Annotated in this window: 11 protein-coding genes; 8 read left to right on the top strand and 3 right to left on the bottom strand. The window is 52.8% G+C overall.

Annotated features, from left to right (window positions below; translation table 11 throughout):
- Positions 1 to 200 precede the first annotated feature (200 nt).
- The 8 genes from JIN85_RS08120 (at position 201) to JIN85_RS08085 (ending at position 20,653) form a co-directional block, all read left to right on the top strand.
- A complete protein-coding gene (locus tag JIN85_RS08120; protein WP_200269468.1) occupies positions 201 to 713 on the top strand; it encodes a methylated-DNA--[protein]-cysteine S-methyltransferase in 513 nt (170 codons plus the stop codon).
- 209 nt (positions 714 to 922) lie between these two features.
- Positions 923 to 11,353: a non-ribosomal peptide synthetase/type I polyketide synthase gene (locus tag JIN85_RS08115; RefSeq protein WP_200269466.1), complete on the top strand. Its 10,431-nt coding sequence runs from the start codon at positions 923 to 925 to the stop codon at positions 11,351 to 11,353.
- Between the two features lie 270 nt (positions 11,354 to 11,623).
- Positions 11,624 to 12,739 (top strand): outer membrane beta-barrel protein, encoded by a 1,116-nt coding sequence (locus tag JIN85_RS21935; RefSeq protein ID WP_200269465.1) that lies wholly within the window; start codon positions 11,624 to 11,626, stop codon positions 12,737 to 12,739.
- Positions 12,740 to 12,752: 13 nt separating this feature from the next.
- Positions 12,753 to 13,337: a polysaccharide biosynthesis/export family protein gene (locus JIN85_RS08105; protein WP_200269463.1), complete on the top strand. Its 585-nt coding sequence runs from the start codon at positions 12,753 to 12,755 to the stop codon at positions 13,335 to 13,337.
- Between the two features lie 9 nt (positions 13,338 to 13,346).
- Complete coding sequence (locus tag JIN85_RS08100; RefSeq protein WP_200269461.1) at positions 13,347 to 15,527, top strand: GumC family protein; 2,181 nt, start codon at positions 13,347 to 13,349, stop codon at positions 15,525 to 15,527.
- 75 nt (positions 15,528 to 15,602) lie between these two features.
- Positions 15,603 to 17,105: a sugar transferase gene (locus JIN85_RS08095; protein ID WP_200269459.1), complete on the top strand. Its 1,503-nt coding sequence runs from the start codon at positions 15,603 to 15,605 to the stop codon at positions 17,103 to 17,105.
- A 22-nt stretch (positions 17,106 to 17,127) separates the two neighbouring features.
- Positions 17,128 to 18,480, top strand: a complete 1,353-nt coding sequence (locus tag JIN85_RS08090; protein ID WP_200269457.1) for a lipopolysaccharide biosynthesis protein — start codon at positions 17,128 to 17,130, stop codon at positions 18,478 to 18,480.
- Positions 18,473 to 20,653, top strand: a complete 2,181-nt coding sequence (locus JIN85_RS08085; RefSeq protein WP_200269455.1) for an acyltransferase family protein — start codon at positions 18,473 to 18,475, stop codon at positions 20,651 to 20,653. Before JIN85_RS08090 ends, JIN85_RS08085 begins: the two co-directional genes overlap by 8 nt.
- Here the strand turns inward: JIN85_RS08085 and JIN85_RS08080 are convergent.
- From JIN85_RS08080 to JIN85_RS08070, 3 genes are read right to left on the bottom strand one after another with little or no spacing between them, the layout of a single operon-like run.
- A complete protein-coding gene (locus JIN85_RS08080) occupies positions 20,643 to 21,875 on the bottom strand; it encodes a glycosyltransferase family protein (protein ID WP_200269453.1) in 1,233 nt (410 codons plus the stop codon). The genes JIN85_RS08085 and JIN85_RS08080 overlap by 11 nt on opposite strands.
- Positions 21,872 to 23,245, bottom strand: coding sequence for a hypothetical protein (locus JIN85_RS08075; protein WP_200269451.1), 1,374 nt, complete (start codon positions 23,243 to 23,245; stop codon positions 21,872 to 21,874). The genes JIN85_RS08080 and JIN85_RS08075 overlap by 4 nt, the downstream gene beginning before the upstream one ends.
- Entirely contained in the window at positions 23,242 to 24,450 is a 1,209-nt protein-coding gene (locus JIN85_RS08070; RefSeq protein ID WP_200269449.1) for a glycosyltransferase family 4 protein, read from the bottom strand. The genes JIN85_RS08075 and JIN85_RS08070 overlap by 4 nt, the downstream gene beginning before the upstream one ends.
- Positions 24,451 to 24,477 lie beyond the last annotated feature (27 nt).

The following is a 24,477-nucleotide window of genomic DNA, read 5'->3' as shown; positions in this document are numbered from 1 at the left end:
AGAAGGAAGACGCGCTGGTCGAAAAGTTAGTGTGTCGGGATTCGCAACTGTTCCTGATTCAACCACTTCGTGAGGAAATCAAAGACAGGGCATCCATACGTAGCAAGCACCCTGGAAGTATCGTCATGATTGAAATTGAAGATCGATGCCGGATCGCGTTGTTTGTCAGGCAGTCGATGCAACGATTCGTTTTCCGAGAAATGAACTCTCCGCTCGGGCGCCTGAAACTGGTGGCCGGTGAAAGGGGACTTCGTGCGATACTTTGGGAAAATGACAAACCGGGGCGTGTTCTTTTGAGAACGATGCAAGCCGTCGAACATGATGAGCATCTCGACCAAACCGAACGGCAGCTTAGCGAATACTTTGCAGGGGAACGCATCGAGTTTGCCCTTGAGCTGGATCCTGTGGGCACCGAATTCCAGCTCGCGGTCTGGGCCGCCTTGCGGACCATTCCGTTCGGCGAGTCGCGCACTTATGCCGAAATTGCCAGCCAGATCGGAAATCCGAAGTCAGTTCGTGCGGTTGGTGCTGCGAACGGCCGAAATCCCATTTCGATCGTGGTTCCATGCCATCGGGTGATCGGATCGAGTGGACATCTCACCGGCTTCGCAGGCGGATTGACCGCAAAAGCATGGCTTCTCAGGCTGGAACAAGGGGCAAGAGGGCCGATTCAAGGAGAATTGGGAATCGGCAACCCGTGGAGCATTCTGTAACGACGATTTCGAATCCGTAGGTAAAATTTTCACCTACGGGATCACGTGTGTGTTGGTAGTAGGGTATTCTAAGTTATTGTTAATCAGTCACAACGAATTGTAAAACGATTGATTGGATTGACTATAAGGCCTTGTTAACTGGTAGATTGGGACTACGGTTCGCGTAGCACGACTGCTGCTAACAGGCTTCTTTCCCACCTATCAGCCTCATGTCTTCTGTATCCCGATCCCCCCAAATCCACCTCGCAGCGACGTTTACCGCCGAGCCGCTAAAGCCCGTGATGGAGACGTGGTTGAAGGAGCTGGGTTATCCTTGCAAAATCTCCTTCGCTCCCTTTAACCAGGTTTTTCAGCAGTTGCTCGATCCCGCGAGCTCGCTTTCGACAAACGCGGGTGGGGTTAATGTGATCCTCATTCGCAAAGCGGACCTGGGCTGCGATCGCCCGGAGCGCACACGTTCCGTCGTCCGTGAATTGGTTGCGGCGCTCGAAGAGTCAACTTCACGCGATGGCATCCGGACCTTGGTGCTGCCTTGTCCCTCGCCTGATAAAGAAGACGACGATGCGGATTTCATCGCTGATCTAACAGCTGAACTGAAATTGGTGAAAGCTGTGGAGGTGCTTGATCCGGAAATGCTTGCCCGGCTTTATCCGGTCGAGTCCCGGTTTGATTCCGACTCTGACGAAACGGCAAAGATTCCTTACACGGATGAAATGTTCGCGGCGATGGCGACATTTCTGGTTCGGCGATTGGTGATTTCGTGGAGAAAACCATGCAAGGTCATTGCGGTTGATTGTGATCACACACTCTGGAGTGGCGTTTGTGGCGAGGTCGGACCGCTTGGAGTTGAGATCGATTCAAATCGGCAGGAGTTTCAGAGATTTTTGCAAGCACGCCGCGATGAAGGATACCTCCTTTGCCTCGTTTCCAAGAACCGTGCGGAAGATGTGGAGGCGGTTTTTCGTGAAAACCCCGCGATGGTCTTGAAGCGCGATGCTTTTGTGGATGCCGCGATCAACTGGGAGCCGAAATCCTCTAACTTGAAGCAATTGGCTCATCGCTTGGGGCTTGGGCTCGATGGATTTCTATTTCTGGACGACAATCCTGCAGAGATTGCGGAAGTGGCAGCAAACGCACCTGCAGTCTTGCCGATTCTGGTGCCCGATGATTCCGCGAAGTTGGTGACGATGCTCGACCATTTGTGGATTCTGGATCGAAACCAAAGTTCGGTGGAAGATGCAAAGCGGGCGGATTTTTATCATCAGGAAGCACGGCGTATCGAGATGCGCCAACAAACCTCCAGCTACGAAGAATTCATTCAGGGGCTCAATCTGGAGCTGGATATTCTTCCGCTGGATGAGACCAATTTGGAGCGCGCGAGTCAGCTGACGCAACGGACCAATCAATTCAACGCGACTCCAAATCCGCGGGACCTGGCTGAAATAATGTCTGCAAGCCGAGGCATGCTGGCTGAATTGGTAAGTGTTCGCGACCGTTTCGGAGATTATGGAGTCGTTGGCTTGATGATGTCCCGCGAAGACGGTGGCAGATGGTGGGTTGAGACATTTTTGTTGAGTTGTCGGGCATTGGGTAAAGGCGTCGAACAGCGAATGCTGCGACATCTCGCTGGAGTTGCAGCTTCCTTGGGACTCAATGAACTCGCGATCAGCTTTTCAGATAGCGGCCGCAATCAACCGTGCCGCGATTTTTTGGAGAGTCTAGCTTCCGCCAATTGGGAAAACGGCTTGCGCGTGGTTTCGACTCAAGCAGCTGCCGAATGCTCGCTGATTTCTTCGGAAAAGCCAGCTTCTGAAGCGACTTCACTTGATCAGGTCAATCCCGTGGTTGATCCACTCTTGGCGGCCAAATGCGCGTCAGAGCTTCAATCTGCTGCCGCTATTTTGGGATGGGCGACTGGTCCGGTGAAATCAAGACCGGAACTCGGTGAAGCGTTTGTTAGACCGCTTGGTGACACCCAGGAAGCGATTGCAGCGATCTGGTGCAGTGTCCTCGGAATGGACTCGGTTGGAAGCAATGACCGATTTGTGGATCTCGGTGGCAGCTCACTGGATTTGGTCAGGGTTCATGCTCAATTGCAGCGGAAATTCGGCCGACGCATCGAACTGGTTTCGCTTTTTGAAGCCCCGACGATAGCGACCCAGGCGCAACTGTTAGATGGTAAAGCCCCTACTTTGGAAACACCCGAGTCCAAGTCTCACGGCCATGACGCCATCGCGATCATTGGCATGGGGGTTCGACTTCCTGGGGCATCATCGCCTGAAGAGTTATGGCATAACTTGCTACATGGAGTGGAATCCATCACCCAGTTTGACCGATCGGAACTGGAAGTGCCCGGAGGCGAGGGGGATCCGAATTTTGTCTGCGCGCGTGGTTTGTTAGACCCCGAGGTCTACGAAGGTCTCGATGGTGGACTTTTCGGCATCGTGCCGCGTGAAGCGGAAATGATCGATCCGCAACATCGGGTATTTCTCGAAATTTGCTGGGAAGCGCTGGAGCGCGGTGGCTATGTGCCGGATGATGCGGAAGCTTCCGGAAACCGGATTGGCGTCTATGCCGGATGTTATTATGACACTTACGCGCCACACCATATTCTCTCTGATGATGCCGCCCGCCGCAGACATCTGGAAGAGGTTCAGGTTGGTGCCCTGCAAGTCGAATTCGGCAACGACAAGGATCACCTGGCTACCCGTGTCGCCTTCAAGTTGAACCTGAAGGGGCCCAGCCTATCGGTGCAAACCGCTTGCTCCAGCTCGCTGGTAGCGGTCGCCCACGCAGTGATGGCGATTCGCAGTGGCCAGTGCGACATGGCATTGGCGGGAGGTGTTACGGTGACAGTTCCTCAGAAACGCGGCTATCATCATGAGGAAGGTGGCATGCTATCGAAAGATGGTCGTTGCCGGCCTTTTGATGAAGAAAGTTCAGGCACGGTTTTCAGCAACGGCGCGGGTGTCGTCCTGCTGAAGCGTTTGGCCGATGCCGAACGTGATGGTGATCACATTCATGCCATCCTGCGGGGCTTTGGCATGAACAACGACGGTGGCGTGAAACACAGCTATGCCGCCCCCAGCGCGGATGGCCAATCGGATGCAATCCACCGCGCGCACCTGGATGCGGGAATCGACCCGGCAACGATCACTTATGTCGAAGCCCACGGCACCGCGACTCCGTTGGGCGATCCGATCGAGGTGGCGGGCTTAACTGCGGCATTCCGCCAGGCGACGGAGAAAACCAACTTCTGCGCGTTGGGTTCCTTGAAGTCCAATCTGGGCCATCTCGATACAGCGGCTGGTGTTTGTGGTTTGATCAAAACGGTCCTTTCGCTCGAACACGGCGAGCTGCCTGCGTTGATGCATTTCAATCGCGCCAATCCGAGAATTGATTTCGCAAATACACCGTTTTTCATCAACGATGAACGTCGTAGCTGGACTCCGGCTGGTGGACTTCCAAGACGTGCTGGAGTCAGTTCATTTGGTGTGGGAGGCACCAACGTGCACGTGGTGCTGGAGCAAGCTCCCGCGAAAGCTCCCATCACCGCCCCGGCGAAAACGGAACGGGTCATGGTGCTTTCGGGACGGAATGAGAAGGCGTTATTGCAACTCGCCGATCGCTTGGCAGAGCATGCTGAAAAGGCGGACGATGCCGATTTCGCGGCTTCGGTTAGAACCATGGCAGTGTCGCGCAAAGTGATGCCATCACGCGCTGCGGTTGTCGCCAGTGACTGGTCTTCGGCAGCAGAGGCTTTGAAAACCCGACGTTGGGTTAAATCAGACGCACCGGGAAACTCGCCGGAGTTGGTATGGATGTTCCCAGGGCAGGGTGCACAGTTTCCTGGCATGGTGGCCGACCTTTATGCCGCCGAGCCAGAGTTTCGTGCCGATGTGGATCGTTCCGCGGAACTTTTGAAAGCCACACTGGGTGAGGATCTGCGTGAAACCTTGTTTTCCAAAGATGGTGAGGAAGCCGCAGAACGGCTGAAACACACCGTGCTCGCACAGCCGGCGATTTTTGTTGTTGAACACGCTCTGGCCAGGCAATGGCAGCGATGGGGAATGCAACCGACTCTGATGCTCGGGCACAGTGTCGGCGAGTTCACCGCTGCCTGCCTGGCTGGGGTTTTCAGCTTGGAAGACGCTCTCCACTTGCTCGCGGAACGTGGAAGGCTGATGGGGGAGGTAGCCGCTGGTTCGATGCTTTCGGTCCGTCTATCTGCTGATCAACTTCTGCAGCGTTTGCCGGACGATCTGGATCTTGCCGCTGATAACGGCCCGGAGCTTTGCGTTGTGGCAGGCGAATCCACTGCGGTTTCAGCATTTGCAAAACAGCTGGAGGCCGACGGTGTGAATGTAAGGGAGCTGCACACGTCCCACGCATTTCATAGCCGCATGATGGATCCCGTGGTGGATCGCTTTCGTCAGGTTCTGGAAAAAATCATCTTGTCGGCACCAAGTTTGCCCATTCTATCAACTGTCACTGGCAAGCTTCTAACCGATGAGGAAGCGTGCGATCCGGGCTACTGGGCGGGGCACTTGAGAAAAACGGTGGGCTTCCGCGGCGCACTGCAAGCTGCTGCGGAACCTAGTGACGGCAAAATCTTTCTGGAGGTTGGCCCTGGTCAAACCCTGACGACATTGGCTCGCCAAACCGTTGGCCGTCGATCATTGGCTTGTTTAGCAAGCTGCGAGCATCCAGCCAAGGGTGAGCCGGATCGTCTGAGAATGCTGCAGACACTCGGAGAATTATGGTGTCGCGGTGTGGCAGTCGATTGGCTGGCAGTGCATCACGATATTCCAGCACACAGGGTTCCGCTTCCGACCTATCCGTTCCAACGCAAGCGTCACTGGTTGCCTTGTCGGATTTTGGATCAACCGATCGTCTTGTCTCCTCAAGATGTGGCGGTCAGTCAGATTGAACCTACTGACGGGACAACGGTCGAAGAGGTTTCGTCTACAGCTCAACCGGCTGGTTTGTTAGATCAAGCGCGGGAAGTTCTGGAGGATCTGTCTGGTATCCCAGCCGAAGAGATGGCTGCGGAGGCCAGTTTTCTTGAATTGGGCTTCGATTCCCTGTTGCTCACCCAAGCTGCGCGTGAGCTGCAAAAGGCGTTCGGCATCGCAATCAGCTTCCGGGACTTGATGCAGAATTTTCCAACCCTCGGAAGTTTGGCGGCACACCTTGAGGCCAATGTTACACAGTCCGATAAAGAGGCAGTGAAACCTGCCGCACCTACCGCAAAAGTCGTAGAAGTCCAGGCTTCCGATGAACCGGAGGTTGAGTCCGGAGTTTCGGGTCCGCGTACGCGGATTGATCGTGTCTCGACCCAAAACGATCTAACCGAAAAGCAGCAATCTCATCTGGATGCCCTCACCAAGCGATACAATGCGAAAACCGCGAAGTCGAAGGAACTGACGCAGCAGTATCGACCGTGGCACGCCGATCCCCGCACCGTGAACGGCTTCAACCGGCTCTGGAAAGAGATGGTTTATCAGGTCGTTGCCAACCGCATGAAGGGCTCGAAAATGTGGGATGTCGATGGCAATGAATACATCGATATGGTCAACGGATTTGGCCCGAATTTCCTCGGCCATTCACCGGATTATGTAACGGAAGCAATCCAGGCCCAACTTGCGACGGGACTCGAAATCGGCCCGCAATGCGAGGCTGCGATGGAAACCTCCAAGCTGTTTTGTGAAGCCACCGGAAATGAACGGGTTTGCTTCCTGAACACCGGCTCCGAAGCGGTGCAGGCGGCGATGCGAATTTCACGAACTGTAACCGGGCGCGATAAGATTCTCGTTTTTGATAAAGACTATCACGGCAACTTTGACCCTGTGTTAGTGCGCAGCGTTGGCAAAGGAGCCCGCCGTCGGACATTGCCTCTGGCACCGGGTATTCCTGATGCAGCCGTCGGCGATGTCATCGTTGTTCCGTGGGGGAAACCAGAAGCATTGGAGATGATCCGCGAAGTGGCGCACGAACTCGCTGCTGTTCTGGTGGAGCCTGTGCAAAGCCGCCAACCGGAATTGATCCCCATCGATTTCGTCCACGAAGTCAAAAAAATCAGTGAGGAACACGGGTTTCTTCTGGTGTTCGATGAAGTAATCACCGGTCTGCGTCAGGGGCTTGGTGGTGCACAGGAACTGTATGGCATTCGGGCGGATCTTGCGACTTATGGCAAAGTGTTCGGCGGCGGTGCGCTGCCGATTGGTGTTATTGGTGGAAAAGCCAAATACATGGACACCTTCGATGGTGGATTTTGGCAATATGGCGATGACTCGTTCCCGGAAAAGGAAGTGACTTTCTTTGCCGGCACGTTCGTTCGCTTGCCCTTGGCCATGGCCGCGTGCCGTGCGGTGCTGAAGTATTTGATGACCCAAGGTCCCGAATATTGGGATCGGATCCGTCAACGTGCCGATCGCTTGGCAAAAACCGTGGACAGGCTTTTCCGCGACCAGGGAATTGAAATCCGCATGGTAAACTTCGGTTCACAGATGTATCTGCGCATCGGGGATCATGTGAAGCATGGCAATCTTGTTTACTATCATCTCCGCGAAAAAGGAATCTTCGCGATGGAGGGGCTGCCTTTTTATCTAACAGCTGAACATACCGATGCGGACGTGGATCGCGTTATCGAGGCATTCCGAGAAACGATTGCCGAGCTTCAGGAAGGCGAATTTTTCGCAAAACCTCCATCCATCGAATTTTCGGCAGATCGTGTTGGGGCTCGCGGCCCGTTCCCAATGACCGAGCCAATGTCAGAGATCTGGCTTGCGTCCCTGATGGGAAATGAAGCGAATTTGGCGTTCAATGAAATGCTGCAACTGCGGTTGCAAGGCCCGGCGAACCGAGCCGCCATCGAATTGTCGATTCAGGATTTGGTCGACCGGCATGATGCCTTGCGGATGAGACTCCCTGATCCTCACAGCGAGGCCTTTGTTATCGATCCGGCACAAACCGCTTCTGTGATCTTTGAGAATCTAACAGGCGTTACCGATCAAGCTGAGGCCGTAAGGAAAATCGGCGAAAGCCAGCGTGAAACTCCATTTGATCTCGCCCATGGACCGTTGTTCCGGGTGGTGATCATTCAGCTGTCAGACCTGGAATGGGTGTTGCAATTTGCCGCCCATCACATCGCTTGCGATGGTTGGTCGTTCGAAGTTCTGGTTCAGGAATTTCAGGAATGTTATCAAGCCCGTGTTGCTGGGAAACGTCCGATATTGAAAGGTGCACCCTCGGTGGTTGACCGAGCATTGCGCCATGCCGGGCGTGCTGTTGACAGCACGGATCTGACATGGTGGGAGCAATATTTTGCCAGCGGAGTATCGGAGCTCGATTTGCCTTTGGATCACGATTTCGGACTGGTGCCGGATTACGCATCTGCGACGTGTGAAGTGACCTTCGATGGACAGGTGTTGAAAAAGTTGCGCAAACTTGCGGCGACCTGCGGCGCGACTCTGAACAGCACGATGCTGGCAGGATTTCAGGCATTTCTCCATCAACTCAGTGGCCAGGATGAATTTGTCATGACCTTCCCGGTAGCCGGACAGATGCAGGATGGTGATGAGCGGTTGGTCGGTCATTGCGTGAACTTTTTGCCACTGTTGGCGAAAGTTGATGGACGTTCGACTTTCAAGGAACTGACCAGCCATGCATCGGCGCAGCAAATGGATGCAATCGAACATGGAAGTCTGACCTACGGCCAGCTCCTCCGCGCATTGAAAGTCGATCGCGATGGCGGTCGGCGGCCATTGATGGAATATATCTTCAACTTCGAACCTTCCGGGGATCTTGGCGCATTTGCCGGATTGGAAACCAAGGTCGAGACCGTCGCTGCAAGATATAGCAATTCGACCATTTTCCTGAACATCATGCAGTTGCCGGATGGGCTGCTGTTATCATCGACCTACAATCGTCTGCGTCTCGATGAGTCGACGATGCTCGATTGGTTGAACCGCTACTGTGAGCTTCTGCTGAAGATTGCTGAGGAGCCAAATATTCGACTTTCGAATTTCACCGAGAAAATCGAAAACACATCGATTGCAACAGAAGACTGGTCGACGACCGAACTGCCTGAAATTTCGGGATCGATCAGTGACCGATTCCGAAACGTATGCGCTGAGCATTCTGAACGGACTGCGCTGTCTTGGAAGCAAGGCAACTGGTCATATACTGAATTGGCCGCGAAGGTTTCTTCGATTGCGTCGGCTCTTGCTCGATCGGGGGTGACCGCTGGTGACTGCGTCGGTATCGACTTGCCGAGAAGTCCTGAGCTGATCGCCTCGGTTCTAGCCGTTTTGGAAGCGGGTGGATGCTATGTGCCGGTTGATTCGAAATATCCCGATGCTCGGAAAAAGCAGATTTTCGAAGAAGCTACGGTGAAAGTCGTCATCTCGGATGCATCACTTGACGATGATCGAGTTTATATCAATCCAAACCATTTACCCGATGAATCCTTCGCACTGGTTGCGCGTGGACCAGAGGATCCCGCCTATGTGCTGTTTACCTCTGGGTCGACCGGGATTCCTAAAGGCGCTGTCATTCCCCATCAGGGAGTTTTGCGATTGGTCGGTGCCGCAAATTACTGCGATCTGGGTCCGGATGAAATCCTTCTTCAGGGATCGACGATTGCCTTTGATGCCGCGACCTTTGAGATTTTTGGCGCGCTTCTGAATGGGGGGCGTTTGGTATTGGGAGAACCTGAATCGTCGTTGGCTGATTTGGCTGCGACGGTGAAACACGCAGGCGTGACTACATTGTGGCTCACGGCGGGGTTGTTTGAGTTAATGGTCGAGGAACATCTCGACGAGCTGCGGAATGTCCGGCAGCTTCTTGCAGGTGGTGATGTGATTTCTCCGAGTCATGCCAACCTGGTTTTGGGAGAACTCCCGAATCTTCGACTGATCAATGGCTATGGCCCCACGGAGAATACGACCTTCACGACTTGTCATACGATCCGAAAAGAAGACGTAGCCAGTGGCACCATACCGATCGGGAAGCCAATCGCCGGGACATCCGTTTACATTTTGGATCAGCATGGCAGGCCGTGTGCGATTGGTAAGACCGGAGAGCTTTGCTGTGGAGGCAGCGGGTTGGCGTTGGGTTATCTGAATCAACCGAAGCTGAGCGACGAGGTTTTCGTGATGAATCCTCTCCCGGGCCATGATGGTGAGCGAATGTATCGAACCGGTGATCTTTGCCGCTGGAGAAAAGATGGAACCGTTGAGTTCATGGGGCGGAAAGATGACCAGGTCAAAATTCGAGGATACCGGATTGAGATCCGTGAAATTGAGCGAGTGTTGTTAGATCATCCGCGGATCCGGCAATGCAAGGTGGCTGTAGATGGCGATGGTTCCAGTGGTAAACGTCTGCTGGCTTGGTTTGTCGGCGATGGTGCAGAGCTGGGGGTGAGTGATCTGAAAGCCTGGATCGGCGAACGACTTCCATCGTACATGGAACCCGACCGATTCCTCGCAGTGGATCGGATGCCCGTGAATGCGAATGGCAAGATTGATGTGAAACTTTTGCCCCGGCCGAAGCAACGCGATGCCTCGGTTCATCAGATGCCGGAAGGCGCGGTTGAGATACGCTTAGGAGAGCTCTGGGAAGAGCTGTTAGGAATTGAAGAAATCGCCAGAGACGATGATTTCTTTGAAGCTGGTGGCAATTCTCTGATGGCATTGCGGATGTTCTCCAGGATTCGACGTGACCTGGGAGTTTCGTTGCCACTTTCGACCTTATTGAAAGCGAGAACGATCCGTTTGCTTTCGACATTGATCGAAGCGGGAGCCCACCCAGATGAAATTCCTTCGACTCCCGCCCTTGCGGATCATTTGGTCGAAGTTCAGGGGAATGGGGAATTGCCGCCGATTTTTGCCATTCACGGCGGTGATGGCGGAATTTTGTTTTACCGAGAGCTGGCCAACCGCTTGCCGGATGATCGGCCTTTTTACGCCATCGAATCTCCAGACCTTGGCAGCAGCGAGGTCATCGAACTTGAATCGATCGAACAAACTGCTGCCAAATACATCGAGTTGATACGCGCCACGAGACCGAATGGTCCGTATTTGTTAGCAGGCTATTCCTACGGTGGGGTCATGGCCTACGAGATGGCGCGGCAGCTGTCGGATGCGGGTGAGAATGTTCCATTCCTTGCCTTGTTCGATACCGTGAATCCGGCGGTCGAGGTTCGTGAATATTCATTCAAAGAACGCGTTTCGGTTTACTGGCAGTCTCAGGGAGATCAGCCATTGCTTGAACGGATCAAAACACTGGCAGGCCGATTCCGCGATGGGATCGAAACAAACCGGCGAGTGAAATCCGAGCAAACCGCTGCCGTCGCCGCTGAGCCAGCTTCGGCACATACTGAACTCAGGGCAATCCAGCTTCGTGAAGCGCATTACAATGTGATGCGACGCTACCGCCCCACATCGTATGCTGGTAAGCTGACACTTTTCCGCGCGTCCTCCGTGAATGATAAATTCGAAGTTCCTGAGGATTACGGCTGGTCAAGCTTGGTGAATTCCATGGATGTCGTGGATGTTCCTGGTGGCCATCTCACCATGTTTGCTGCTGGAAATGCAGAACCGCTCGCTCAAGAATTTAAGAAACGTGTAATATCATAAATTATAAATTATTATCGTAATAATTGGATTTAAACAATAAATAAATCGATTGAATTTTTAATACACCCATTCCTTTATAAAACTTGTCTATAAGTTAAAATGTTATATTAGTCTAGCCGTCACCCCAACATGGTAGCACGAGAACCAGAGTCCCCCCATTTGGTTGTCAGGACTGTAGCCCTATTCTGGGCTCTTACCCTGTCGTCTGTAGTGGGTCAGAATTTGTCGATTCAGCCAACCTCTCCAGAGGATGGAAGAATTGAGGATTCCGTGAATACTCGTGTGAGTCAGGAGACAGCTGAAATACCGCTGGATGACTCGGGTAAAAGCCGTTCAGGTTGGGAACTAGGTGTCACTCTTTCTGCAGCTTACGACAGCAATATATCCCTTACGCGGAAAGACCCGAAGTCCGATGTTGTCGTAACAGCAACACCGCTGATGGCTTATCGCAAAGGTCAACGGGAAGAAGTCGGTTCCGGCTTTGTCAGGTTTGCGTACAAGCCTACGGCTGTTGTTTATTTAGAGGGCAATGCGGACCAGAGAGTTGATCATGAAGTAAATCTGGGACTTGGCTGGAACCGCCAAACCACACGGATTTCGTATGATGGCTCCATTCGTCGACTAGGTGAGGCAACTGCTGATGTAGGACGTCAGATCGATCGCACGGAGTTGGAGAATACGATTCGTGTTGGTTGGAATCCTCATGGCAAAATGACTTATGAAATTGCCGCAGGTCAGGCTTCCACGAGTTATGATGAGAGCGATTTGTTAGATTCTCGGCAGTATTATGGGGAATTGGCAATGAGATATGCCTATTCGCCTAAAACGGAAATCACATTTGCGTATCGGGTCGGCAAATTTGAAGTGGATCAGGCATCTGACCAGCATGTCCAACGATTGGGAGCGACATTGGATTGGGCTCCGCGTGAAAAAATTCACGTCCAGTGGAGCGCAGCGGCGGAACATCGTAGTTTCTCTAACGGATACAGCACCGCACCGGTTTTGGAAGGCCGTATTGAATGGGCCGTTAAGGATGGCACAACTTTATCGGTTTCAGCTTATAAGCGTGAACTGGCTTCCGCCTATTTTGCCGGTCAGAACTATCGCCTCACAGGTGCTTCGATCGGGATTTCCCAACGTTTGGGAAGTAAATGGACCGCGAAGCTGGATGCAGGAGCGGAGCGCTCGGTTTATAAACAAGTTGAAGGAGCGGGGAGCGCTGGACGTCGGGATGAAAGCTGGTTCCTCAGACCTGCAGTGGAATATCGATTCACCGATTCATTCGGCTTGGAAGCATTTTATCGGATCGCGGACAGCAGTTCCACGAAAGATGGATTCGGTTATGAACAAAACGTAGTTGGAGTCCGCTTGGATTATGAATTTTAAATTGTTAGATCGTATGAAATGGAATCGACTTATCGCATCAGCCGCCCTTTGCATCGGCTTGGTGTGGAATGCCGCCATGGCCGATGATCAAGGAGGCTCGTCAGGCGTGATCGGCCGTTTGGATACGGTGGAGATTCGGGTCTTTCGCGAAGATGACCTCACCACTCGCGGACAACTGTCAGCAGACGGAACCATCAGCATGCCGTTGATCGGCTCCGTTCGGATTGAGGGCCTCAACACGGACCAGGCAGCTGCCGAGATCACCCGCAAATTGCATGCTGGTTATCTGGTTAAGCCGGAAGTTAGTGTTTCGATTGAGAATCGCATCCGAAGAACAGTCACCGTTCTGGGGCAGGCTCAACGCCCCGGTGTTTTTGAAATCCCAGCGCACAGGCAACTGACTTTGGTCGAAGCCATTGGAATGGCGGGGGGACTGACTCGAATCGCAAATGACCGCAAAATCCATCTGAAGAGAAATTCGTCTTCTGGCGAGTCTGAAGTCCTCACCATCAATTTGCGCGATGTCACCACAGGAAAAAGCAAGGACATTCCATTACGCGATGGCGATGTTGTGAGTATCTCGGAAAGTCTGTTTTAGTATCTCGAAATGTCGTTCCTGACCTCCAAAGATCAGTCTTCACCGCTTGCACCGTCGCCTGTCGGCCAGAGTGCGGACCCGACTTATTTCCTGCCGAAAGTGCAGGGAGGTCAACTGGTGAGCTTATTGCTCCGTCGTGGATGGATCGTCGTGCTCCTCGTCACATTGGGCGCCGCAGGTGGATGGTGGTTTGTTAAAAAAGTGCCAAAAATGTATCGGTCCACCGGATCGGTTTATGTGAGTACCCAAGCACCACAAATTCTCGATATCCGCGCCGTTGCTCCTGAAGAGTCTCAGGATCTTGAGCAAATGCGATCGGTGGAGCAGGGGATGACGTCATCAATCCTCCTTCTGAGTTTGGTGGATGAATTTCATCTAGCGAATGATCCTGATTTTGCTCCACCAGGAGCGGGAAAGGAAACGTTGGCTGCTGCACTCGCGAAACGGGTGCATGTCGAACTAAACCGCGGGACCCGTATTATCGGCATTTCCGTGGATGACACGAAGCCCGAGCGTGCAAAGGAATTGGTGGGTGCCTTGGTAGACGAATATGAACGTTGGACCAACGAGCGACAGCTGACCATCACTCAGCAAGCCAGTGAAGGGCTTGCTCGCGAGGAAGCGCGACTGCGTGAGAATATGGAAGCTGCATCGCAAAAGATGCAGGACTTTCGGAAAGCGAATCCGGTTCCAGGATTGGAGGACTCCAGTGGCAGCAATGCCGCTCGCGACGAGTTAGGAGCGTTGAGCTCGGCTCTAACAGAAGCCAAGGCGGATCGGCTCAAAATCGAATCCGAACTCGAGGCTTTCCGTAAATTCAATCCGGATGACCCGGATGCCCTGGCTGGAATCGAGCAATCTGAGCGGACATCGGAAGTTCTTTCACAGGTTCGTGCGGTTCAGGAAAAAGAAGCGGAATTTGCCGCAATCAAAGAGCGATATCTAGAACTGCATCCGGTCTATAAATCCGCTGCGACTGAATTGGCGAAGCTGAAACAAAACCTCGCGGAGACGGCCGCTTCAGCAGGCAAGGCCTTGGAGCAGCGCTATCAGGTTGTGCTCGATCATGAGTCGAAACTCGAAAAGGAAGTCGCTGCCGCAAGAAGTTCGGCAGTTGATGTGGAAGGGATTCGCGAGCAATTCCGCGTACTGAGCCGGAATGAGGAAGCCGTCCGGGCTTTGCATGATTCCGTGGCACTGCGTCTTCGCGAAACCACACTCGCAGCTTCCGTTCCGTCATCAGTTCTCAGGTGGCAGGATACGCCGATGATCCCGGACTTTCCGCACAGCCCGCGCAAAATCGTTTATCTGGGATGCGGCGCTTTCTTTGGCGGCTTCCTGAGTCTGATCCTAGTGACGGGTCTTGAACTGGGTGATAAGAAAATCCGCAATTCAGCTGCCGCAGCACGCGCCGTCGGTGCCCCGTTGCTGGCTACGATACCTGACGTAAAAAACTCAGGCGGTCCGATGCTTTTGATCTCTGATCCGGAATCTCCCGCATCTGAGGCATTCCGCTTGCTTTCTGCGGCACTCGCACCATCTGCAGGCGGACATACCGCCAGGACAGTGCTTTTTGCCAGCGCCAACTCGAAGGAAGGTCGTTCCTATTGCGCTCTGAATTACGCAACCGCTCTTGCAATGCAGGGTCATCGAACCTTGTTGTTAGATGCTGACATGCGCAGTGCCGGATTGAGTGCCGACCACCTTGCCAACGATCATGAGTCCGGCCTTGGCAAATACCTCGCCGGAGAATCGGACGCTGCGTCCGCCTGTTTTTCCACGGCGCTGCCCAATCTTTATTTGCTCTCTTCTGGACCGATGCAGTCAAAGGCCGGCGAGCTTTTGGCAGGCACTCGTTTCCCGGCATTGTTAGAAGATGCCTATAAATGGTTCGATCGTGTTGTGATCGATACTCCTCCAGCTCTGGCTGTTAGTGATATGCTGGCGATTTCACGTTATGCAGATCGCACCTGCCTGTTGGTTGGTGACCGTCGCAGTGATCGCAAAGGACTCCGCAGAGCTGCAGAGCTGACTCGCTCAGCAGGCGGAAATCTCGTTGGATTTATCTGGAATGAAGTGCGAGCTTCTGACCACACCGCTGCAGCCGCACCGGTAATACCTGTTTCTCGGACGACTCTGCCAAGTGCAGATCCGCCCGGAAGCGAAAGTATCCGCTCGTCGGATACATAGCAGCGCAAGCTGCACTCCAAACTTTCCTGGTTCCCCCCGCCATGACTGTTCTCCCCCCAAACTCCCCCCCACAACATGAATCCCCCCGTCCAAATGGGTACGGTCGCACCTTTGCGTGCCCGTCCCCAAGAGAATAACGTACATGAGTACAGTTTAAGGCACCGCCACCGCCCATGGGTAGCCAATCAGAAACTCGTTGCCTGCAGTTTCCTGGGTGATGTCGCTGTCATTCTATTGGCGCAAATGGTCGCCTACGTTCTTCGCTTTGAGACTGGTCTACGCCAGGTCGGAGTGATTGACCCGGTTGTCGATATCTGGAGCTACTTTGGCCACGTGATGATTGGCAGCGGTCTGTTGATCTTTCTGCTGGCAAACTTCCGCATCCACGACCCGCGCAATTTCCTGAATATTCGAAGCACCTTCACCATCGTGGTGAAATCCTGTTTCTTTTGGGCAATTTCATTCTGTGCCTTGGCATTGATGCTGAAGCTCAATCCATCGATCAGCCGGATGTATTGCTTGATCGGCGGGATTACCGCGATGATTTCCCTGCTGACCTGGCGCTGGCTGTTCTTCTGCCTGCTGCGTCGCGCGTCCGTCGCGGATTCACTTCGTCAAAAAGCGATTTTTGTTGGCTGGAATGAGGAGTGTGCACGCGCTCTTGGCCGTGTCGGCAAACAACGCGATAGCCAGATCGCAGTCTGTGGAGTGATCAATCCACCAGGAAAAGGTTTTGAATCCCAGCCTCCGGCAGAAGTCGCCGTGCTTGGTTCTTACGAAGGCATGCGCGACATCATGAGATCTTCTGGAGCTGATCTGGTGATGGTCGTGGATGGCAGCTTGGATCGCTCCGAGATGCTTGAACTCGCCGAAACATGCGGAAAGGAATTCGTCGATTTTAAGATCGTCCCTAGTTGTTTCCAAATTTTGGTCTCAGGCCTCCAGGTAGAAAATTTCCACGGCATGCCTATTCTTGGAATTGGCAAATTGCCTTTGCATCACGCCTTCAACAATGCCGTGAAGCGTGTGGTGGACATCATCGGCAGTATCATTGGTATGATTCTGCTCGGACCGGTGATCGCGTTCTTTGCGGCGTGGGTATACATCGAATCCAGAGGTCCTGTTTTCTATTTCCAACGCCGCATTGGTCTTAACGGGCGTCCGTTCAACATCATCAAGATTCGCAGCATGCGTCTTGATGCCGAAGCATCGGGTTCACCTGGCTGGACGGTAAAAGACGATCCTCGTCGGCTCAAAATCGGTGCATTCATGCGTCAGTGGAACATTGACGAATTGCCACAATTCTTGAATGTGCTCCGCGGTGAGATGAGTCTCGTGGGTCCACGTCCGGAACGTCCTGAATTGATTGAAGATTTCAAGGAGGACATCCCGCACTACAATGTCCGTCACAACATCAAGCCTGGCGTTACCGGTTGGGCGCAGGTGAACGGGTTGCGTGGTGACACTTGTCTCCGCGAACGGGTGAAATTCGATCTCGATTACATTGAGAATTGGAACTTCTTCCTCGACTTCCAAATCATGATCATGACCTTCTTGAATCGTCGTGGGGCATGCTAGCCACCGACGATTTTCCTAAGGCATGCCAGTTACTGAATCCAATGAAGCCGCGGTGCGTCGTGATCGATCGATCCGGCTTGCCGTGGTTACATCCCTGATTTCCAAAGCAGGAAATATCCTTCTGCAACTGGTTTCCATTCCTGTCGCATTCCGCGTTCTCGGCAGGGAGGAATTCGGCCTATACACCACCGTCAGTTTGACGCTGACCACCATAGCTTTGTTAGAAATCGGCGTGGGGCCGGCTTTGACACATGGCCTTTCCCAAGCTCGTGCCAATCACGATTCGCAACGTCAGCGGGAACTGGGTTCAACAGCGTTTTTCCTGATGGTGGGTCTCGGCTTGGTCGCTGGGATCTTGGTTGGAGGACTGCTGGCACTTGTCCCGGTGGTAAAACTTTATGGTTCGGAGTTTGCCGGTTACGAGTCTCAACTCCGGGCTGGCTTATGGATGGGACTGGCGATTTTCGTCTGCCTGTTTGTGCTGAATCTAACCGAAAGAGCCAGGGAAGGGCATCTTGAGGTTGCGTCCAATAACCTATGGGGGGCGATCGGAAATCTAACTGCTGCAGCTGCGGTGGCCGGAGGGATCTGGTTTGTTCCGCAGGTATGGTTTCTGGTGTTAGCCGTCCACGGATCGATGGTTCTGGCAAAGATCGGAAATACCATAGCGCTATGGCGAAAGCACCCATTGATGCGTCCCTCCGTTGGTGCTTTCAGGCCGTCATTGGCCAAGCATTTGTTTGGAGATGGAATATCGTTTTCGACCTGCTTTCTCGTCACTGGCGTCGTGGAATACAATTTCTGCGGCTGGTTGGTCGGCAGAATTGGTGGCGGCCCTGCAAATGTCGCGCTCTATGGCATTTTCATTTCGCTCACGGTGATGCAATTGGGCTTCGTCATCATGTTGAGCACGCCAACATGGCCTGCCGTAGCTGAAGCATTAACGCGGGGGGATTTGGATTGGGCGCGCAAGGCTGCGAAGCGGCTCTATCGATTTGGCATGAGTTTTGCCCTTTGTTCAGCTGTTGGAATGACGCTGTTTGGGCCATGGGCGCTGCATCTATGGCTTGGCGATCGTTTTGGTGGCACCACCCATCTGGCAATGGGATGCTACGCGCTTTATTTTGTGGCGCATGTCTGGAGACATTTAAACCACGCGATGATGATCGGCACGGGACAAGTTCGAAGACTGGCTGTCATTCAAATTGTTGAATCCATGCTGATGATTGGTATCACGACCATGGTGCTTTGGTTGGGATCGATGGAATTCATGTTGGCCGCCATGGGCATCACCATTCTATGCCTCACCGGTTGGCTGTTGCCGCGACGAGTGGCTGCGGTGTTGGGCAAGCAAACTGTTGTCGAAAATGTCTGAAGCAACGTCGCGCAACTCATGGATCGACTCTTTGAAGGGAGTATTGATCTTTCTGGTGGTCTACGGTCATGCGATCCAATTCACCGGATACGACTGGGCCACCGATTGGACGAATAGCGAATTCTGGAAGGACCCGTTCTTTAAAACGGTCTACATGTTCCACATGCCATTGTTTATGGCAATTAGTGGCTATTTGTCGATCGGTTCGATCAGGAGACTCACTTTCAAAAATGTCACCTGTCGACGGTTCAAGCAATTGATGTTGCCACTGATTGGTTGGTCAGTGCTCTATCAAGTGTCGCTCACGGCGCTAAAAGGCGATTGGTCGGCATTTCCTGAGCACCTCTTGCATGAACTTGGCTTCGGGCTCTGGTTTTTGTGGGCGGCATTCCTGTCGATGGTTATTACCGCCGCATTGAAGTGGGGTAAATTCGATCACGTCTTTGGCTGCATCGTCGCGATATTGGTGGTTCTTGCAGTGCCCGATTACGAGGTGCTTGCGAATTTTAAATACACCTTTCCCTTTTTTGTCATCGGCTATCAATGTGCCAAGCTGGGAGTATTCTCAAAAGTAAAATTGGGTCTGCCTGGCTGGATCGCCATTGGCGCTGCATCCGTGGGTTGTTGGTATCTCTGGACTGAACGCACCTACATCTATGTTTCGGGAATGGCGTTGGATGCAGGAAACCTGACTCATGTTTTGGTTCGATATGCATCCGGCCTATTTTTGGGACTATCTTTCCTTGGTGTCTGGAGTGTTATCCATCGCCGCTGCTTGGGATCGATGTTCAATTCGTTGGGGCGGAGGAGTTTGGATATTTATATTGTTCAGAACTACGCCTTTGTCGCGTTGATTCATTTTAACTTCCCGATGAAAAATTCGCCTTGGTTTGCGTTGACCATGGCTCCATGGATTGCGCTTCTTGTTTGCATCATCGCAGTGTTTGCTGGTTGGGTGATGGAGAGAATCCCGATATTCTCAAGTTTGCTGTTAGGTCGGAAAGGTGGCATGCAGTCGTCCAATCCGAGTGGACCGATTGCATTTTTTGCTCACGAACGAGGGGATGCCCGAGTTAAAAAGAGAATTGCTGCTTTGCGGGATCGAGGTTGGCAAGTGACGGGCTATACGTTTCATCGCGTCCGTGACAAAGTGGAAGCAGAGCCGGATTGGAATAACGTCCATCTAGGGACAACCTATAACCGCCGTTACATCCATCGGCTTTGGACACTGGCCAATTCCATTTTGATTTTATGGCGGAATCGTGAGCAATATGCCAACAGCAGCGTGCTTTATGTCGTTAATACCGATAACGCAGTTCTTGCGCTGGTCGCACGCTGGCTCGTTGGAGTGAGGATACCATTGGTTTTGGAATTGGCGGACATTCAGCCGGTGATGTACAGTGCAGGCTGGCCGGGGAAAATCATGCGTCGAGTCGAGCGTGAGGTGTTGAACCGATCTGCTTTATTGGTGACCACATCACCAGGCTTTATTCAGCATTACTTTCTCCCCACTCAAAAATTCGCGGGTGAGATTTTCTTGTTAGAAAATAAGGTGTATCCCAGTGACAGATTGGAAGCCTCCCATGCCATCGGGAAACCGATTTCGACCGGAAAGCCGTGGGTCATTGGGTGTTTCGGCGCTTTCCGCTGTCGGCGCAGTATGCAGCTGATGCATGCTTTGGCATCGCGCTTGGGGGATCGGGTGCTGTTTCGGCTTCGTGGCTATGCTTCGGGAACGATCACTGAAGATTTTCCAGTATTACTCGGGAATTTGCCCAATCTGCGATTCGAGGGGCCTTATGATTATCCCGGAGACTTGTCAGAGATGTATGGTGCGATTGATCTGAATTGGTCCTTTGATGAGACCGATCCCGGCGGCAATTCGGCCTGGCTACTGCCGAATCGAATTTACGAAGGCGGATGTTTTGGAGTTCCGGTGATTGCTGCTAAATCAACCCAAACTGGTGACTGGGTCGAAGAAAGAAAATGCGGATGGACGTTTGCCGAATCGTTGGAAGAAAATCTGATCGCGTTTTTTGAGCAACTCCAGATTGATGATTGGATTGCAATGAAACAGCACTGCCTCACGATACCACGGAGCAAATTCGCGGGTGAGACGGATTATGATATATTGTCCGCCAAGTTGAAGGACATCGCCGGTATTAGACCATAAAACTGCCGAATATCTCATCAAGGCGGCTTCTCGAGTGCTCAGCCTGATAGGCTTCAAATTGTGGAGTGAGGAGCGAACCATCTGTGTCATTCCCTGCAAGCGCAGACCGGATGGCGACCATGCAAGCTGGAACATCCGCTTCCTCAAAAGTGGTGCCGAGTTGATATTTTTTCACTCGATTGCCAATGCATTGGCCTGATGTTGCGACGAGTGGGATTTTGAAGATGGCAGCTTTTGTAAGCGCATTGCTGCTTCCTTCAAAACCTTCATAGGCGGCCCAAATCAAATCGAACTTGGTAAACAAGGAGTTGTATATCTGGCCGTCTGGGATTCTCGCGCCGCTTGTATCAAAGTGGATGTTGTCCATTTCACCGCTGTCGATTTTTGCCAGTATGGACTCGCAGAATTCCAATTCCTCATCGGAGAATGTGGACTTTAAAAAGGGGCCGGTGGCGACGAAATACCAAGGCTCTTGTGCCTGATGCGCTTCGACTGCTGCTTTCAAAAGCGTGATCAGGCCTTTGCGCTTTTCCATACTGATCAACCCGATGATTTTCCGGCCTCTGGCTTTTTGTCGAATACCGTGTGGGTCCTCCGATGGATCAGCGGGTGGGGTTTCATCGGTGACATCGGGAAAGTGAATCACCTGCTGCCCACTGATGGACGTGATGGCATCATCGAAGCGCTCGTCCAGAACACAGACCGCTTGGCAAAGAGAATTCCGTAGAAGAAAATCTCCTTTTGCAGCGAGCTTCAATGTCCCGGATGATTCGGCGAAATGATGATTGCGGAAATAGAGACCACTCCATGGTCGACCGATCAGCCAGGTTGGCAGAACGGATAGAGGTGCAAAGCGGATGTAACTATCAAGGTAGGCGAGGAAAACGAAATCGGCTTTTATTTGGTGATTTCGCTCGGCGACACGGAGTGTCTTTCCCGTATGATACCACCGCATGATGGTGGTAAGCGGGTCATGATCGCGATCGGATTGGAAATAGCTTTGATTTCTCGCAGTGAAGGGGATGCAGATTAAATCCTCATCGAGATTCTTAATCCCAACCGCAGCCAGTTTATCGCGAATCTCTTGCGGTTCCGCACACATCAGAATCACGCGTGACCGACACCTTAGCAAAGAAGCCGTAAACTCTAACAAGTAAGTTGGGTGATGGCCAAACCAACGTGTGTCTGCGAGGGCGACGGTTTTTCGGGGTGATGATGTCATCCGTTACGACGGGTGGAGAGGTGAATCCAGGACGATCTGACTAGAAAAGCCTGTGGAAGACCAGCCATCATTCCAAGCAATACACCTGTCAGCCTTTCTTGGAGTGGATTCGAGGTCAGAGTTTCACTCATCAAGCAACAAACAGCGATAAATGGCAGAAACGCAAGCCACTGATCCGGACCGGGGTGTGAGGAATTCGAGGCGGCTCCTCGCAGGCTGAATACCATGATCGCACCAAAGAAGGCGGCGTGAGCAATGAGCCCGATGATTCCTCCCGAAAAGATCGAGTAGATCCAGGTCGAATGCCCCGCGAACCACATGTCGGTTTCGATTTCCATGTCCGGCGGGTAGTCTAGCAAAATCTCAGGAAGATAGGCAGGATCCCAATAATAGGACGCCCCGATGCCGCGGCCGTTGATGAAATGGACTGGATCATCTGACAGGATCTTGAACATCGCATCGGCCTCCGCGCGGCGTGTTAGATAGGAGATGTCAGCACTGAGATTTTTATCTGCTGCTAAATGGAACAAGCGCTCGTCCCAGCGGTCGATCAGCTCGGGAAATGCCACGAAGGCAACGATCAAAGCACTTAGGATAAGCATCGTAGCTGCCCCCACAGGGAGTAGTCTCCGTGGAAGTTTTCCCCACTCGAAGATGCCCCATTTGATGCCCAGCCAGTAGCAAAATGAGGTCGCCATGGCAGAGGTGAAAACCGGGAAAAGCAGTGAGCGTGTGACGGTGACAAGCACCCCGGTGAACAGAACGCCGCATGCAACCAATAAGGTCCAATGAAACTTGGGACGTAGCAGAATGGCGCAACCGATCCATGCCGCCAGCCAATTGCTCGCCGTGCTTTGAACTTCCGTGCGTGCTGTTTCCAGCGTGATTTCCGTGAATGCGAGACCGTAGACAATCCGCCAGATCACATTGATGCATGCAGCGGTAAAAACGGCCGCGACAATCCGCGAAGGACGAATGCCCATGCACGTGGCGATGTGCACATTGACCATGCCAGCAAGCACAAAGCAAAGCGGGAGGATGATGCGAATCGTTCGTCCAGGAGCGACGCCTTGGAGGAATGCATTTGCCATCATGTAAGCGATGAAGCATCCCCAAAAACCAATCAACCATGCGCCTGGTCGGACGGTGAGGTATTTCCAACCGATTGCGACTATGGCGAATGTTGAGCTGATGCAAAGCCCCAGAAAAAGCAGTTGGTCCAGACCAACGCCGCCGTTTGCCGCACGGGATTCGGAGGCTCGGTAGTCAAACGCGAACGACAGAGCAAAGAGCCAGATCAATCGCTCCACCCATACCGCCATTGCGGTGCGGGGAACATGGATCGGGTCAGCTGAAGTCGTGGTGCTCACTTGGAATTACCGGAGAGGATTTGTTCGAAGGTGGCGGCAGTTTTGTGGATGGGAAATGTTTCTTCAGCGTATCGGCGGGCATTTCCCGCGAGCTCAATCCGCAAGTGATCCGAATCTAACAGATGATCGGCAGCGGAGAGAAAGCCATCGATATCATCTGGCTCAACCATCAGGCCAGCACGCTGGGTGGCGGTGATACGGGCTGCTAGATTTTCCAAAGGCAGAGCCAGTAGCAAGGGGCGCCCAGCGCAAAGATAGCTGAGTGTTTTGGATGGAACGGAAAATGTTCCTGCTTCCTTCTCCAGAATGCCGATCAGAACGTCACCAGTGGCTAGCACGGCTGGCAGTTCAGCAAACGGCTGATAGGGAAGTATTTTCAAATTGGTAAGTCCGGCCTTTTCACCTTCTTTTTTCAACCACTCGGCACCGATTCCCTCGGAGACGACCACTATTTTAACGTCCGGAGAATCGCGATGCCGCAGTGCAAGCTCTAACAACATGGCGGGATTGTGTTTCATGCCGATCGTGCCGGAATAGAGGAACACAAATTGATCATGCAGTTGGTGCCGCCTCGCCCACTCATTGTCTTTTGGAAGTAGCGGGATTTCGTCAATCAGCGCCCAGTTTGGAATGACATCGACTTTATCCGCATCAACCCCGAATTCGTTAGAGAGGATCGGAGTGAAATCGGATGTGATGGCGATGATCCGAGAGCTTCTGGAAAATTGCCTGCGGTCGAGATGACGGTACCAGCTTCCTATCAAAGAACCTGCAACGGGGATCTTTTTCTTCAGGATTTTATCGACGGCCAAACTGTAAAAATCTTGGACCCAATAGTAAAAGCGGCCGTTGTTGGCAGTGGTGGCGCGTGTGATGGGTTCCTGCGTTTCGGTGGGAGTGTTTCCGGACAAAACCGCGTCCGGCTTCCATGAATCAATGAACCGCGCAACCTCTTTGCCATACTCGATTTCCATCGAACGCCGACGGCGGAAGGAGTATTTATGCTTCGGATAATCCGGGTTCATCCGGATTTCGCGAAATTGAAGACCACTTGGGTCATCTACTCTGCGAGTCAGTTCGCCACGGGGTGTCTGTAGCGATGATGCAAACGCGTGAACGACATCATGCCCACGTTCTGCCAACGCTCGGCTTAACGAAATTGGGAATGCGTGACCTGCGTAGTCGTGGACGACAATTTTCATCATGGGGGGACAATGCGCTGGCAACTCGCT

Source organism: Luteolibacter pohnpeiensis (assembly GCF_016595435.1).
In the GTDB taxonomy this organism is placed as follows: Bacteria; Verrucomicrobiota; Verrucomicrobiia; order Verrucomicrobiales; family Akkermansiaceae; genus Luteolibacter; species Luteolibacter pohnpeiensis.
The sequence above is the reverse complement of the archived record's forward strand: the minus strand, read 5'-3'. Positions and strand labels throughout refer to the sequence as shown.

Bases quoted from the DNA above. Each gene is read 5' to 3' on its own strand.
- JIN85_RS08120 (WP_200269468.1), top strand. From the start codon at position 201: ATGAACTCTCCGCTCGGGCGCCTGAAACTGGTGGCCGGTGAAAGGGGA.
- JIN85_RS08115 (WP_200269466.1), top strand. From the start codon at position 923: ATGTCTTCTGTATCCCGATCCCCCCAAATCCACCTCGCAGCGACGTTT.
- JIN85_RS08105 (WP_200269463.1), top strand. From the start codon at position 12,753: ATGAAATGGAATCGACTTATCGCATCAGCCGCCCTTTGCATCGGCTTG.
- JIN85_RS08100 (WP_200269461.1), top strand. From the start codon at position 13,347: ATGTCGTTCCTGACCTCCAAAGATCAGTCTTCACCGCTTGCACCGTCG.
- JIN85_RS08095 (WP_200269459.1), top strand. From the start codon at position 15,603: ATGAATCCCCCCGTCCAAATGGGTACGGTCGCACCTTTGCGTGCCCGT.
- JIN85_RS08090 (WP_200269457.1), top strand. From the start codon at position 17,128: ATGCCAGTTACTGAATCCAATGAAGCCGCGGTGCGTCGTGATCGATCG.
- JIN85_RS08085 (WP_200269455.1), top strand. From the start codon at position 18,473: ATGTCTGAAGCAACGTCGCGCAACTCATGGATCGACTCTTTGAAGGGA.
- JIN85_RS08080 (WP_200269453.1), bottom strand. From the start codon at position 21,875: ATGACATCATCACCCCGAAAAACCGTCGCCCTCGCAGACACACGTTGG.
- JIN85_RS08070 (WP_200269449.1), bottom strand. From the start codon at position 24,450: ATGATGAAAATTGTCGTCCACGACTACGCAGGTCACGCATTCCCAATT.